The 13,392-nt window shown below is 57.8% G+C and carries 10 protein-coding genes; 3 read left to right on the forward strand and 7 right to left on the reverse strand.

Annotated elements, in window-relative coordinates:
• Nucleotides 1-36: 36 nt before the first annotated feature.
• The 3 genes from J7399_RS09175 to gpmI are packed head-to-tail and all read right to left on the reverse strand — an operon-like array spanning nt 37 to nt 4,034.
• The gene (locus tag J7399_RS09175; RefSeq protein WP_209085505.1) at nt 37-1,371 is read right to left on the reverse strand and encodes a S41 family peptidase; all 1,335 of its coding nucleotides are present in this window, start codon (nt 1,369-1,371) and stop codon (nt 37-39) included.
• Between the two features lie 3 nt (nt 1,372-1,374).
• Nucleotides 1,375-2,520, reverse strand: a complete 1,146-nt coding sequence (locus tag J7399_RS09180) for a peptidoglycan DD-metalloendopeptidase family protein (RefSeq protein ID WP_209085507.1) — start codon at nt 2,518-2,520, stop codon at nt 1,375-1,377.
• Nucleotides 2,517-4,034 carry a 2,3-bisphosphoglycerate-independent phosphoglycerate mutase gene (gene gpmI / locus J7399_RS09185; protein ID WP_209085509.1) on the reverse strand — a complete coding sequence of 506 codons (1,518 nt, stop codon included), beginning with the start codon at nt 4,032-4,034 and terminating at the stop codon, nt 2,517-2,519. Before gpmI ends, J7399_RS09180 begins: the two co-directional genes overlap by 4 nt.
• 193 nt (nt 4,035-4,227) lie before the next feature.
• On the opposite strand from gpmI, the gene J7399_RS21090 reads away from it, so the two are divergent.
• On the forward strand, nt 4,228-5,160 hold the full coding sequence (locus J7399_RS21090; protein WP_348539450.1) for a CatB-related O-acetyltransferase: 933 nt from the start codon (nt 4,228-4,230) through the stop codon (nt 5,158-5,160).
• Here the strand turns inward: J7399_RS21090 and J7399_RS09195 are convergent.
• The 4 genes from J7399_RS09195 to J7399_RS09210 are packed head-to-tail and all read right to left on the reverse strand — an operon-like array spanning nt 5,157 to nt 11,866.
• On the reverse strand, nt 5,157-7,199 hold the full coding sequence (locus tag J7399_RS09195; RefSeq protein WP_209085511.1) for a glutamine amidotransferase: 2,043 nt from the start codon (nt 7,197-7,199) through the stop codon (nt 5,157-5,159). The two genes, J7399_RS21090 and J7399_RS09195, sit on opposite strands and share 4 nt — an antisense overlap.
• Before the next feature lie 13 nt (nt 7,200-7,212).
• Nucleotides 7,213-9,981: a DUF4159 domain-containing protein gene (locus J7399_RS09200; protein WP_209058790.1), complete on the reverse strand. Its 2,769-nt coding sequence runs from the start codon at nt 9,979-9,981 to the stop codon at nt 7,213-7,215.
• Entirely contained in the window at nt 9,978-10,862 is an 885-nt protein-coding gene (locus J7399_RS09205; protein ID WP_209058794.1) for a DUF58 domain-containing protein, read from the reverse strand. The genes J7399_RS09200 and J7399_RS09205 overlap by 4 nt, the downstream gene beginning before the upstream one ends.
• Nucleotides 10,859-11,866 carry a MoxR family ATPase gene (locus J7399_RS09210; RefSeq protein WP_209085513.1) on the reverse strand — a complete coding sequence of 336 codons (1,008 nt, stop codon included), beginning with the start codon at nt 11,864-11,866 and terminating at the stop codon, nt 10,859-10,861. Before J7399_RS09210 ends, J7399_RS09205 begins: the two co-directional genes overlap by 4 nt.
• Before the next feature lie 56 nt (nt 11,867-11,922).
• On the opposite strand from J7399_RS09210, the gene J7399_RS09215 reads away from it, so the two are divergent.
• A complete protein-coding gene (locus tag J7399_RS09215) occupies nt 11,923-12,525 on the forward strand; it encodes a DUF1285 domain-containing protein (RefSeq protein WP_209086089.1) in 603 nt (200 codons plus the stop codon).
• Nucleotides 12,526-12,619: 94 nt separating this feature from the next.
• Nucleotides 12,620-13,372, forward strand: coding sequence for a TIM barrel protein (locus J7399_RS09220; RefSeq protein WP_209085515.1), 753 nt, complete (start codon nt 12,620-12,622; stop codon nt 13,370-13,372).
• Nucleotides 13,373-13,392 lie beyond the last annotated feature (20 nt).

The raw sequence follows: 13,392 nt of genomic DNA on the forward strand, positions 1-13,392 counted from the left end.
ATGATCAGCGCCCTTTCGCGTTTTCTATGGACCCGATTACTCGGTTGGGCCGAGGGCTGAGAGGCCTTTGAGGATATCGAGCGCATAGGCGAGCTGATAGTCCTCTTCGCGCAGCTTGGCCGCGGCTTCGGCTTTCTCGCGATCTTCTTCGATCTGGCGACGTTCGTCCTCAGTCAGGCTGTCGTTGTTGAGGCTGCCACGCAGATCCGCTTCACTGCGGATGTTGCGGTTGGTTTCCTCTTCTTCTTCAGTCTCTGGTGCACGGCGGGGTTGTTCCACAACGATGTCCGGGCTGACGCCGAGGGCTTGGATGGAGCGGCCAGACGGCGTGTAATAGCGCGCGGTCGTTAGGCGCATCGCACCATCACCTCGCAGCGGCATCACAGTCTGCACGGAACCTTTGCCAAAGCTCTTGGTGCCAACAACAATTGCGCGGCGATGATCTTGAAGGGCACCAGCCACAATTTCTGATGCAGAAGCAGAGCCGCCGTTGATCAGCACGACAATCGGTTTGCCTTCAGCCAGATCGCCGGGTGTCGCGTTGTAGCGCTCGCCATCTTGTGGATTCCGGCCGCGGGTCGAGACGATCTCACCCTTTTCAAGGAAGCTGTCAGACACGCTGATCGCTTGGGTCAGCAAACCGCCTGGATTGTTGCGAAGGTCGAGCACGATGCCGTTGATGTTTTCCATGCCACCAAGTTCCTCAACCTGCTTGGCAAAGCCGCTTTCCAGGTTCGGAGTGGTTTGGTCATTAAACGTGGTCACACGCAGAACAACGCTGTCACCTTCGGTGCGAGACCTTACAGCGGTGAGCTTGATGGTGTCACGGATGATGGTGACGTCAAACGGTTCGGGTTCGCCTTCGCGCACCACTGTGATCACGATCTCGCTGCCCACCGGGCCGCGCATACGTTCAACTGCCTCATCAAGGTTTAGGCCTAGAACGCTTTCCCCGTCCACGTGGGTGATAAAATCCCCGGCTTCGATTCCAGCGGAGGCCGCAGGCGTATCGTCAATCGGAGAGACGACTTTCACAAAGCCCTCTTCCTGCGTGACTTCGATGCCCAGCCCGCCAAATTCGCCGCGTGTTTGCACGCGCATGTCGCTTGCGTCATCCGGTGAGAGGTAGCTGGAGTGAGGATCGAGCGACGTCAGCATGCCGTTGATTGCTGCTTCGATCAGGTCCCCCTCGTCCACTTCTTCAACATATTGAATGCGAATGCGTTCAAAGATGTCGCCAAACAGGTCTAGCTGTTCATAGACGTTGGTCTTGCGCTCGCTTTCTTGCGCAAGTAGCGGCCCGGCCACCTGAGTGGTGACCAAAAGCCCCGCCACGATGCCTCCTGCTGCGGCGGCGACGAATTTCTTCATTGCTTATCCATCCTCATTCGTTTGGAACCAGGTTTCCGGGTCCACGGGCGATTTGCCCTCTCTGACCTCTATATAGAGCGTTTCTGGTCGAGCATTGCCAGAGCCATCACCAGACTGTGAGAGAATTGCACCGGTTTCCAGCCCGTTTCCCCCCATCAGCCCCACTGGAGCGCCCTCCGATAGGACTTGCCCAACATCTCCAAAGACCTGTTCAAGGCCTGCGAGTATAAAGAGTACGCCGGGCTGCGGCTCAAGGATCATCACGTTTCCGAAATCCAAAAGCGGCCCGCGATAGCGGATCGTCGCTGGTGTTGGTGTGACGACCAGAGCGCTTGGGCGGGTTGCCAGCACAAGCCCGGGGCGACGGATGCCAGCGGCGTCTGCTTCCCCTGCGCGGCGTAGCACGGTTGATGCCACGGGGAGTGCAAGCTGGCCTTTGCGGTCGTTCACATCCGGAAGTGTGACGTCTTCCAAGCCTTCTATTTGCAGGTCAACGAGCGCGCTGGCAAAGCCTTCTAGGGTTTCTGTGGAGGCTATCAGCAAAGCGGTTTGCACCGGATCCTCAACGAAGCGCAGAGGCGGGTCCTTGCGATCCGCAATCGCCTTGCTGAGAGCCGTCCGGGCGTCTTGGGCACCGGTCAATCCGATCTGAAGCGTTTCAGCTGCTCCCTCCTGCAAGCTGCGCAGAATGGTGACTTCTTCCAGGTCACGACGCACTTGCGCCGCTTTGGCCTCAAGAGCAGGTGTTACCTCTGCGATGATCATACCTGATCGGGCGGTGCCCATCGGGCCACCTGGATGGACAAGTACCACTGGTGCCGGGCCTGAGCTCATGGATTGCAAGACACCCAGTAAGCTAGCGATCTCTGTCTCTTGCGCTTTGAGCTGTTTGGAGAGCTGTGCTTCGCGGATGGACGCGCGCCGCAGCCCTGCGCGCAAGGCCGTTAGGCCGGTCTCATAGGCGTGAACGACTTTGGTCAGAGATTTTACGCGATCCCGGCTGGATTTGGCTTGCGCGAGCGCGACCGAGGCTTCTTCCAGCTGCGTTGCTGCTTCTCGTGCAGCTTCAGACGGATTGGTTTCTGCCAGCGCAAGTGTTGTTGTGAGCCACAAGCCAAGTGCAGCCGCAAAGATGCTGGGGTGTCTCAAGAGATCAGGCTCTCCCCGGTCATCTCGACAGGTTGTCCCAGCGCCATGAGTTGCAAAAGGGTTGGAGCCAAGTCAGCCAGTCGCCCATCGCGCAGAACGGCGCCTTCCGGTCCGTTCACGAGCACCACAGGCACCAAATTGGTGGTGTGGGCTGTGTGCGGTCCGCCCGTTTCAGGATCGACCATAACTTCGCAGTTTCCGTGATCGGCAGTGACGATCATCGTACCGCCCGCTACTTCCAGCGCGGCGCGCACCTTGCCAAGCCCTTGGTCGACGGCTTCACAGGCCGCGATAGCAGCCTTAAGGTTTCCAGTATGGCCAACCATATCTGGGTTTGCGAAATTGGTAACGATCAGATCATAGCCGTGCTCGATCGCAGCAACGAATTTCCCGGTGACCTCCTCCGCACTCATTTCAGGCTGTAAGTCATAGGTCGCGACCTTGGGCGATTTCGGCATGAACCGGTCTTCGCCCTCAGAGGGTGTTTCTTCTCCGCCATTTAAGAAGAATGTCACGTGGGGGTATTTTTCAGTCTCAGCGAGACGGAATTGGGTTTTACCGTGTTTGGCGACCCATTCGCCAAGCGTGTTGACGATTTCTTGCTTTGGATAAGCGGTGGTCATGTAGGCATTGTGGGCTTCGGAATAGTCGACCATGCCCAGCACGGCTGACCAAGTGGGGCGAGCGGTCACGTCGAAATCGGAGAAGCCCGGTTGCGCCAGCGCGGCAAGAATTTCGCGGGCGCGGTCGGCGCGGAAGTTCAGGCAGAAGAAGCCATCACCGTCTTTTGCTCCTGCGTAGTCACCAATCACGGTAGCTGTGATGAATTCATCGCTTTCATCACGCGCATATGCGTCGTCGATGGCGGCTTTGGCGTCAGCTGCACTGTGCACGGCAATGCCCGAAGTCCACGCTTTATAGGCTTGCGAGACGCGCTCCCAACGGTTGTCCCGGTCCATCGCGTAGTAGCGGCCAGTAACGGTGCCAATCTGTGCGCCTTCGGGCATTTCGGACGACAATGTGTCGAGATATCCCAGAGCAGATTTGGGTGCCACGTCGCGTCCGTCTGTTACGGCATGCAGTATCACGGGCACACCTGCGGCGGTGATGGCTTTCATTGCGGCCAATACATGCGTGATGTGACCGTGAACCCCTCCGTCGGAGACAACGCCCATTAGATGTGCCGTGCCGCTGGTTTCCTTGAGCTTGGCGATAAACGCTTGCAGCGCAACATTCTGAAAGAAAGAGCCATCCTCGATTGCGAGGTCGATTTGGCCGAGATCCATCGCCACAACGCGGCCAGCGCCAATGTTGGTATGGCCCACCTCGGAATTGCCCATCTGTCCGCTCGGCAGACCTACATCTGGTCCATGCGTGATCAGCTTGGCATGCGGTCCATCGGCCAGCATTGCGTCAAAATTTGGGGTATTGGCCAAATAGGGTGCGTTGGCTTCAGTTTGCTCAGACAGCCCCCAGCCGTCCAAAATGCACAAAACAACGGGCTTGGGTGCCATGCTCTTCTTGCTCCACAGGGTTTGTTGGCCTCAATCACCGCGTTTTACCGTGGTGCAGAGGGTGAAGGAACCTGTTTTTGCCTTTCAATTGTTCTTACGCGATTGGTGGCGCAATTCGCATGCAATCGCGGTAAATGGATCCTTAACCGCCGTAGTGGATAAAGAAGAGATCCCATGGTGAGAGACCCAAAAAGTGTCGAACGTAAAATCCTCTGAGCTACGCCCGTTTGGGGAGCTGTCGCAGCAAGGTCTGCGGGTGACGCAGGGTATTGATACACGAGGAAAACACCTACAGGTGCGGTTTGAAGCGCCAAGCCAACTCAACAATGCCCCAATATTCTACTATCAGAACCTCGAAATAGGGATGTATTCCTATCTGCGCACCGGGATCGTGCGTTATGTCGATCGGATAGGTCGATATTGTAGTGTTGGACCTGGCGTGACGATAGGTGAAGGGGAGCATCCGACCAACTGGCTATCGACCTCACCGAGCCAATACACCTTTGAGCAGTTTAAATTTTATCCCCCGGAAAAAGAAGCGACCAAACGGCGTCGTGTGGCGCGTACCGAAGCGAATAACAATGGCGCCAAAGGGTGTGTGAGCATTGGTCATGATGTTTGGATTGGCGCCGGAGCCACCATTCGGCGGGGCGTGAAAATAGGGCATGGGGCGATCGTATCGGGCAATGCTTTTGTCACCAAAGACGTACCGCCATACGCGATCGTCGCCGGGCTGCCGGCGGCGCACCTGCGGTTCAGGTTTGATCGTGACGTGATTGAGCGGCTGCTACATCTACGTTGGTGGCGATTTGACATCAACGATCTGGCGGGTGTGGAATTTGACAATATTGAAAGCGCTATGGACGAGATCGATACGCGGGAGGTCGCTGGAGTTATCACCGAAACGCCGCAGTCTTTCAAAAGCGTACAGGTCTACACCAAGGGGCAGCATTCCTTGGGCGATGAGGTGAGCGCGCCGCGCGCCTTTCCTGAGCCTGAAGATGATCCGCTGAGCCTTCCTTTGTTGCTGCGCTATGACACGGAGAAAGAAGCGCGTAAGCGCGAGGCCGGTCTGCTGTCAGTTTTGCGTCGCAAACTTCGTAAGGCTGGCCGCAAACGCGCCTAGTTGCGCCCCTCACGCAACCATCCTGTTAGGATGAAGCCTGAGGCCAGAAGCAGGACCAGCCATGCTGGCAGGAGCGGTGCTTGGGCTACATCCAGTGTTTCATATGCCTCGCGCGGTGTCAGGCCAATCCAGTTGCGCCCGGCAGCTGGTCGGCCTTCGCGCACGTTACGCACGCTCGGCACGCCATCTTCCAGACGCAGCACTCCGCCTCGGGTGGCTTCCAAAAGTGGGGCCAAAACTTCCGCGCTGGCGATTGTCTGCTCAAACTCGCGCGGGGCGGCAGGTCCGAGGCCGACAACAGTTTCCTTGTCATCTTGGCTCAGCCGGTAGAGGCCAATTTCCGCACCCTCAAAGCGCGTTTCAAATTGACCCGGGCTAATTTCGCTCATCGAAAGAGTTTCGATGTCACCAGAAGGCGTCGTAACTGTGACCTCACCGACTTCTTCAGATAGGCTTCGGCGGATGATGCGCAGGTTTTGACCCGTGGGTTCTGCCCACAGCGTCTCTTCTTCAAGCTCAGGTTCGCCCATCATCCAATGGGCCAAACGGCGTAAAAGCTCGAGCTGCGGCCCACCGCCTTCAAATCCGCGCGCCCAGAGCCACGCATGATCTGAAGCTAGGAGCGCGACGCGCCCCTCGCCCACGCGATTCAGAACCAGAAGGGGGCGGTTGTCGGATCCGGTCATCAAGACATCGCCTTCGTCGGGCGTGACCTCCACTTGCCGAAGCCATCGGCCCCAGTCGCCTTCCATGGGCAAGCCGGTTGTTACGGGGTGGCGTTGCCCCAATTCGCTGATTTCAGCTCTAAAAGCCTCTTCAACCACGCGGGCCGTTGGGCTGGCGGGCAACACTTCGGACAAAGGGGATCGGTAGATGCTGTCGGCGCTGGCATAGTCTGGGCCTGCGGCGACAAGGACAGCGCCGCCGTTGCGCACATATTGCGCGACGTTTTCAAGATAAAGCGAAGGCAGAATGCCCCGACGTTGGTAGCGATCAAAGATGATGAGATCGAAGTCTTCGACCTTCTCGAGGAACAGCTCGCGTGTGGGGAAAGCGATCAGGGAAAGCTCGCTGACTGGCACACCGTCCTGTTTTTCCGGAGGCCGCAGAATTGTAAAATGCACAAGGTCTACGGAGGCATCTGATTTCAGAAGATTGCGCCAGGTGCGCCCCCCTGGGTGCGGCTCGCCGGAAACCAGCAACACCCGCAGCCGATCCCGAACGCCGTTGATTTGCACGAGCGCAGCATTGTTGCGGTCTGTCAGCTCCCCATCCGTGACAGGGACGGTGAACTGGATGACATTGCGCCCACCATGAGGCAGCGTAACAGGCAGCTCGATGTCACGATCAATGGGCACCATGAAGCGTTCAGATTCCCCACCATCCACCGAGATGTCCAAAGGTACGCGGTCAATATTTTGAGGCGCTGATCCGCTATCTTCGATACGGAGCGTGAGGGTGACGGGTTCCCCCAGGATCGCAAAGGCTGGCGCGTTGCGCACGATCAGTCTTCGATCCCAGTCCTCTGACTGCCCAGATAATAAAAGATGGAAGGGCGCTGGCAGTTCTGGCGCCAGGGGTATGTCGTGTACTTGGCCGTCACTGAGAGCAACGATCCCGGCGATCCGACCCTGCGGCTCTTGCGCGAGGGCTTCAGAGAGCGCTGCCATCATCTCGGTGCCACCGTCTCCGTTGGTATCTCGAACGGGAATGCGGCGCACTTCGGTGTTTGATCGTGTCTCAAGGCGGGATTGCAGCGCCTGCGCCGCGGCGTCCGTTTGTGCAGCGCGATCTGAGAGGCGCTGGCTGGCGGATTGATCAACCAACATCAGAACGATGTCACTCAATGGAGCGCGGTTTTCTGTTTGCCAGACGGGGCCAGCCAAAGCTCCGAGCACGACAAGACCGGCAAGCCCGCGCCAGCCCCACCCATTCAGTCCCCGCCAAAGCGCAAATGAAACGGCAAGGCCACAAAGCAAAGCCAATGCGGCCAGAAGCCAAATGGGGACGATGGGGTCAAACACCATTGTTCCGGTCATACGGCGCCTCGCGTCATTGTCCCAACCGATCCAGCAATGCGGGCACGTGGACCTGATCGCTCTTATAATTGCCGGTGAGCACATGCATTATCAGATTGATCCCGAAACGGTATGATAACTCGCGTTGGCGCTCTCCGGCTCGGCCACGTCCAACTGGGAAGAGTGTGTTGCCACGGGTATCAACCGCCCAAGCGGCAGCCCAATCGTTGCCGCCGATAACGACCGGCGTCACGCCGTCGTTCAGGTTACGAAAGGGCATGCCTTCAATTTTCTCCGCATCCGGCGGTGCCGCTTCTACCCAAACATCGCGGTTCATGTAGCGGCCCGGGAAATCTTGCAACAGATAGAACGTCCGGGTCAGAACATGGTCTTCGGGCAGTGGGTCGAGCGGAGGGATGTCAAGTCCAGCTGCGAGGCGTTGCAACATGCGGCCTTCCGGGCTGGAAGTGCCAAAACGCGCGACATCTGCATCACGCGTATCAAACAGGATCATACCGCCAGACCGCAGATATGCATTGAGTTTTGCATATGCTTCACGCGACGGGATGGGTTGATCTGACGTGATGGGCCAATAGAGAAACGGATAAAACGCCAGCTCATCGGTTTCCAGATCAACCGTGGTTGGTTCCGCTGGCTCGATGGAGGTGCGGAAATACAGCACATTCCCAAGACCACGCAGCCCTGCCAGCGCAATATCATCCACATCTACATTGCCCGTACGGACATGGCCCAGAACAACCTCATAGCTGTCAATGGCCTGGGCGGGTGGTGGGAACTCGTCTTCCGCGTAGACCTCTGGCGAGACGCACAGCAGGGCCACGAGGCTCGCTGCAGCACGCGCGCCCCAAAGACGGCCGGAAACCAACAGCGAAGCCAGGACGTCGATAGCGAGAATGATCAGTGCCGCTGACAGGAAGAACCCTGCAAGGTCGCGAGTTACGGCGCCACGTAGTCCTTCAACCGGGATCGAAACAGGCCAAAGCGCAGGCGCTAAGCTTGCGTCGTTGGGCAATACCGGCAGTGCAAGAATTTTATCTCCATCTCGATAGAGGCCTGGGCGCAGGTCAGGCCCAATTTGTCTCTCAGACAACGCTTCTCCACTGACACCGGGCAGCGTCTGGGCGTCTTCCAATCGGCCAAAGCCGTCCAGGACCTTCAAAGGTTGCCATGTCGTGCCTGCAAGCCGGGTCTCCGCATCCGTGCCCACGGCACTGAGCACGGCGAGGCGATCTAACATCTGAACAAACAAACCGGAAAGCGGCAGTCCCGACCATTCGGCATTGGCGGTGACATGCATTAAGACAACTTGACCCTCTCCGACAGCTTTGCGTGTCACCAGTGGTGTGCCGTCGCTCAAGCTTGCAATGACACGGTCTGCAAGCGTCGGATCAGGTTGCGCCATGACTTGGGCGGTCACTGTGACTTCATCTGGCACTTCAAGTCCAAAGAACGGGCTGTCCTGTTCAAAAGGCGCGAGCGATTTTGGCTCGCCCCAGCTCATAGCGCCTCCGACGCTGCGGCCTCCTGCGCGCAAGCGGACAGGCAACAGTGGGTCCTCTTCTGTTCGGCTGATTTCACTGGCTGCAAGGCGCGGGCCGGCAAAGCGCAGCAAAAGGCCTCCGCCGTTGACCCAGTTCAGCACAGCTTCACTTTCCCCGACAGACAGAACCGCAACATCCGCCATGACAATGACGTCAGGGTTAGCTGGGAGGATATCTGACAGTGCACCTTCAATAACATCCGCTGTCGGAACCAAGGCTTGGCGCAGGTAATGTAAAGGCGAAAGCAGTTGCAAACCTTCGCGGTCCTCACGTCCTGCGATCAGAGCGATTTCACGGCGACGCAAGCTGTCATCACTAAGGGCAACGGCCCCTGCTGAGCGGATGCCGGACAGTTCAAACCGAGTCACGCGCGCGCGTAGTTCTGACGGCAATACGATGGCGTTCTCAGCTTTGTTGGAGCCGAGCTCAAAAGTGAGTGGCAGAGCGGCCAGAACGCGTTCGGTGCCACTTGGATCTGTCCCAATAACTTGGGCGGTCACTTCGCGCGCAGGCCCGGCTTGACTGCGGATAGCATTGAGGACCAAGCGCCCGTCATCATAGGCTGCAGGCAGGAGACCGGTTACCGCAAGGCCAGTCTGAATGATGCGAACAGACCCACGCTGTTGCAGTGTTTCCAACAACTCCTTGCGGCCTTCGCGTTCAATTCCATCCGAGAGCCAGACCGTGTCGAAACTCTGATCGCCGAGCGTTGTTGTCAGGTCGGCAGAAAACTCCTCCATGCGGTATTTATCAGGCGCCCATGCCATTGGCATGACGCCTGCGAGGCGACTTTGCAGGGCATCTGCCTGTAGGAAACGGACCTGCTCCGGCATTGTTAGCCGCTGAACACTTGCGACGCGACCATTGCGCGCGGCTTCATCCAAAAGGGCCGCCACCATTTCACGGCGGGCTTCCCAATCTGGGGATGAGGCCCAGCTTGCATCCATCAAAATCAGAAGCGGGCCTTTGCCTGCCTCTTTGGGCTGAGGGTTAAGTGTGGGGCCAGCGAGGCCAATGATAAGAGCGGCCACGGCAAGTGTACGTAAAAGAAGGAGCCACCATGGTGTTCGGTCTGTGACAGTATCTTCATCAGAGAGGCCCAAAAGCAGGACCACGCCCGGAAAGCGGCGCTTGATTGGGGCTGGTGGAATAGCGCGCAAGATCAGCCAGAGGACTGGTAAGGCGATCAATGATGCCAAAAGCCAAGGCGTTGCAAATCCGATGGAGAGGCCGCCGATCATGCGCGTTTCTCCAAGGCACGATGCGCCCAAAGCAGGGCAGACTGTGCGGAGTGCTGCGTTGTGTGATAGCCATATAGCCAGCCGGTGACACGGCAGAGATCCTTTAGCGCTGCCTGACGTTCGGCGAGGCGTTCCAAATAACGATCTTTCAGATCATCCGCTTTCTTGGTGTCGTGTGTGAGCCCGCCGCCCATGCTCTCAAAGATCGCACGGCCACGATATGGAAAACTCTCTTCCGCCGGATCGAGAATTTGCAAGCACACGCCGCGCACGCCACGATCTGAGGCCTTGGCGAGCGCCGCTGCCACGGCGTCAAAGTCTCCCATGAAGTCGGAAACAAATACGGCCCTAGCGTGGGGAAGCATGGCGCGGGCCTCTGGTGTTCCATAGTCGGGCAGTTCTCCGTCAAGATCGTCACGCAGAAACATTTCGGCCAATCGCAGGATCTGTGCTTCGCCGCGGCGGGGCGGGAGATCGGTGCCGGTAAGGCCCACCCGTTCCCCGCTGCGGATCAGCAAGATCGCCAATGCAAGCGCCAAAAGACGTGCACGATCTGCTTTGTTCGGGAGAGTAGGATCGCTGGCAAATTGCATCGATGGGGCGGTGTCGATCCACATCATGATGGATTGCGCCACCTGCCATTCGCGCTGGCGCACAAATTGCGCGTCTGATTTGGCGGAACGCCGCCAGTCGATCATGCGTAGGCTATCGCCGGGCTGTACGGGACGGTACTGCCAGAAATCGTCTCCCATACCAGAGCGGCGTCGGCCGTGTTCCCCCAACAGCACAGTGCCTGCCAAATGATCCGCCTGTGCAAGGAGGGGAGGGAGGCGAGCGGCTTCCGCTTCGGCGCGGCTGCGCAGGTGGGGGGCTGCATTCACGCGGCTGCTCCCACGCTATCAAATCGTGCGACGGTTTGAGCGATCAGATCGGCAAGGGACTCGCCGCGGGCACGCGCCGCGAAGGTCAATGCCATGCGGTGGCTGAGCACCGGTGCGGCCATGTCGATCACGTCCTGGGCATTTGGTGCAAGGCGACCCTGCAACAACGCTTGCGCGCGAACGGTCATCATCAGTGCCTGCGCGGCGCGCGGACCCGGCCCCCAGGCAACGTTTTCACGCACGGCTTCGGCGGCGGTTTCATCATCGGGGCGGCAGGCTCGGACGAGATCGAGGATCAGCTCCATCACGCTTTCTCCGACGGGCATGCGGCGCAGCAGAGTCTGTGCATCAATCAGCTCTTGTGCCGTAAAGACTTCGTGAGCTTCGTCCTCTTCCACACCCGTGGTGGCCAGAAGGATGTCACGCTCTGTGTCGCGATCAGGATACGGCACATCGATTTGTACCAGAAAGCGGTCAAGCTGCGCTTCGGGAAGCGGGTAGGTGCCTTCCTGCTCAATAGGGTTTTGGGTGGCGAGCACGTGAAACGGCGCATCGAGGGGGCGGTCTTCGCCGGCAACTGTGACCTGCTTTTCCTGCATCGCCTGCAAAAGGGCAGATTGTGTGCGTGGGCTTGCGCGGTTGATTTCATCGGCCATCAGCAGTTGGCAGAAAATTGGCCCAGGTACGAATCGGAAGGTGCGCGCCCCGCCTTTTGCTTTTTCCAGAACTTCCGAGCCCAAGATGTCCGCTGGCATCAAATCCGGCGTGAATTGCACACGGTTGCCATTGAGTCCCATCACTGTTGAAAGCGTGTCCACCAGCCGCGTTTTTCCCAAGCCCGGCAGGCCGATCAAAAGCGCGTGTCCCCCGCAAAGCAAGGCAGAAAGTGTGAGGTCGACCACACGTTCTTGTCCGATAAAGCGTCGCGTGATCGCCTCTCTTGCCGCAGCCAGCTTGGTGCCCAGAGTTTCGATTTCTGCGACAAGATCGCTCTCATCTGCCATGCTGACTCTCCCGTATCCTTATACTGCTTACGTTGACAGTAGCGCGCTCAGATGAAATGGCAAAACCAATGAGGGGACAATTTCCTGTGAAAGTAACTGCAGACACCATCGCCAGTTCAGCCAATGCCGCCGCCAAAGGACGTGGCCCAGCGCCTGTGCATCTGTGGAACCCACCTCATTGTGGTGATCTTGATATGCGTATCGCGCGCGACGGCACTTGGTACTACCAGGGCACCCCAATCAATAGACCAGCCATGGTCCGGCTTTTTTCAAACATCTTGCGCAAGGATGGTGACAACTATGTGCTGGTCACGCCTGTCGAAAAAGTCGGCATCACAGTAGAAGACGTGCCTTTTGTGGCCGAAGATTTTGAAGTCAGTGGCAGCGGTGCCGATCAGACCCTCACATTTGAAACCCACGTTGGCGACAACGTGATTGCTGGTCAGGTCAATCCGATCCGGGTTGAGATTGACCCGGAGAGCGCAGAACCAAGCCCATATGTGACCGTGCGGGCTAACTTGGAGGCTCGGATAACACGTAAGGCGTTTTATCGTCTTGTTGAGTTAGCAGAGCATCAGGAAGTGGATGGAGAAAGCCAGTTTGGGGTCATGTCGTCTGGCGTGTTTTTTCCCTTCTTGCCTTCAAGCGCATCGAGCTAAGGCAATATCCTGCCGATACCGCTAAAAAGCACTTAAATTCAGACTGTTTGATTGGTCTGAAAGCTGGAATACTCCGCGTTAGCAGGAGGAAAACATGCCGAAATTTGCCGCCAATCTGACGATGCTGTTCACCGAGTTTCCGGAGCTTGAGCGCTATGAAGCCGCTGCTGAGGCTGGGTTCAACCGAGTAGAGGTGCTGTTTCCTTATGATGTCCCTGCACCGGAAACGCGTCGCGAGTTGGTGCGTAACGGGCTCTCACTGGCGCTGATCAACTGCCCTCCGCCCAACTATACCGGTGGAGAACGAGGGTTCGCTGCTGTCCCTGGCCTGTCTGAGCGGTTCCAACGCGATTTTCGCCGAACTCTGCGATATGCGGAGGTGCTTCAGGCGGATGTGGTCCATATTATGGCGGGGGCGGCGAGCGGAGCTCTGGCGCGCGAGACTTTTGTTGAGAACCTGAAATGGGCCTGCGCCTTTGCCCCCAGGCAACAGCTGACGATCGAGCCGATCAACGACGTCGATATGCCGGGCTACTTCTTAAATGATTTCGACCTCGCAGCAGAAATCTTGGACGAAGTGGATGCCCCCAATTTGGCGCTTCAATTCGATACCTACCACGCCCATCGTATCCACGGCGACGCTCTAGCCTGCTGGGAGAAGCACAAGGCGCGCGTGAAGCACATTCAGATAGGTGGATTGCCGGATCGTCACGAGCCGCTCAAAAACAAGCACTTTGATTATCCGGCATTCTTCGAGATGCTGGACGCAAGCGGGTTTCAGGGCACTGTAAGTGCTGAATATAATCCCCTCAAACGCACCGAGCAGGGCTTGGATTGGCTCGCCTGAAGGAGCCCGGTTTAGAAGAG

The organism is Shimia sp. R9_1 (genome assembly GCF_017743775.1).
In the GTDB taxonomy this organism is placed as follows: domain Bacteria; phylum Pseudomonadota; class Alphaproteobacteria; order Rhodobacterales; family Rhodobacteraceae; genus Shimia.

Bases quoted from the DNA above. Each gene is read 5' to 3' on its own strand.
- J7399_RS09210 (WP_209085513.1), bottom strand. From the start codon at position 11,866: ATGGCAGATGAGAGCGATCTTGTCGCAGAAATCGAAACTCTGGGCACC.
- J7399_RS09195 (WP_209085511.1), bottom strand. From the start codon at position 7,199: ATGACCGGAACAATGGTGTTTGACCCCATCGTCCCCATTTGGCTTCTG.
- J7399_RS09220 (WP_209085515.1), top strand. From the start codon at position 12,620: ATGCCGAAATTTGCCGCCAATCTGACGATGCTGTTCACCGAGTTTCCG.
- gpmI (WP_209085509.1), bottom strand. From the start codon at position 4,034: ATGGCACCCAAGCCCGTTGTTTTGTGCATTTTGGACGGCTGGGGGCTG.
- J7399_RS09175 (WP_209085505.1), bottom strand. From the start codon at position 1,371: ATGAAGAAATTCGTCGCCGCCGCAGCAGGAGGCATCGTGGCGGGGCTT.
- J7399_RS09215 (WP_209086089.1), top strand. From the start codon at position 11,923: ATGGCAAAACCAATGAGGGGACAATTTCCTGTGAAAGTAACTGCAGAC.
- J7399_RS09200 (WP_209058790.1), bottom strand. From the start codon at position 9,981: ATGATCGGCGGCCTCTCCATCGGATTTGCAACGCCTTGGCTTTTGGCA.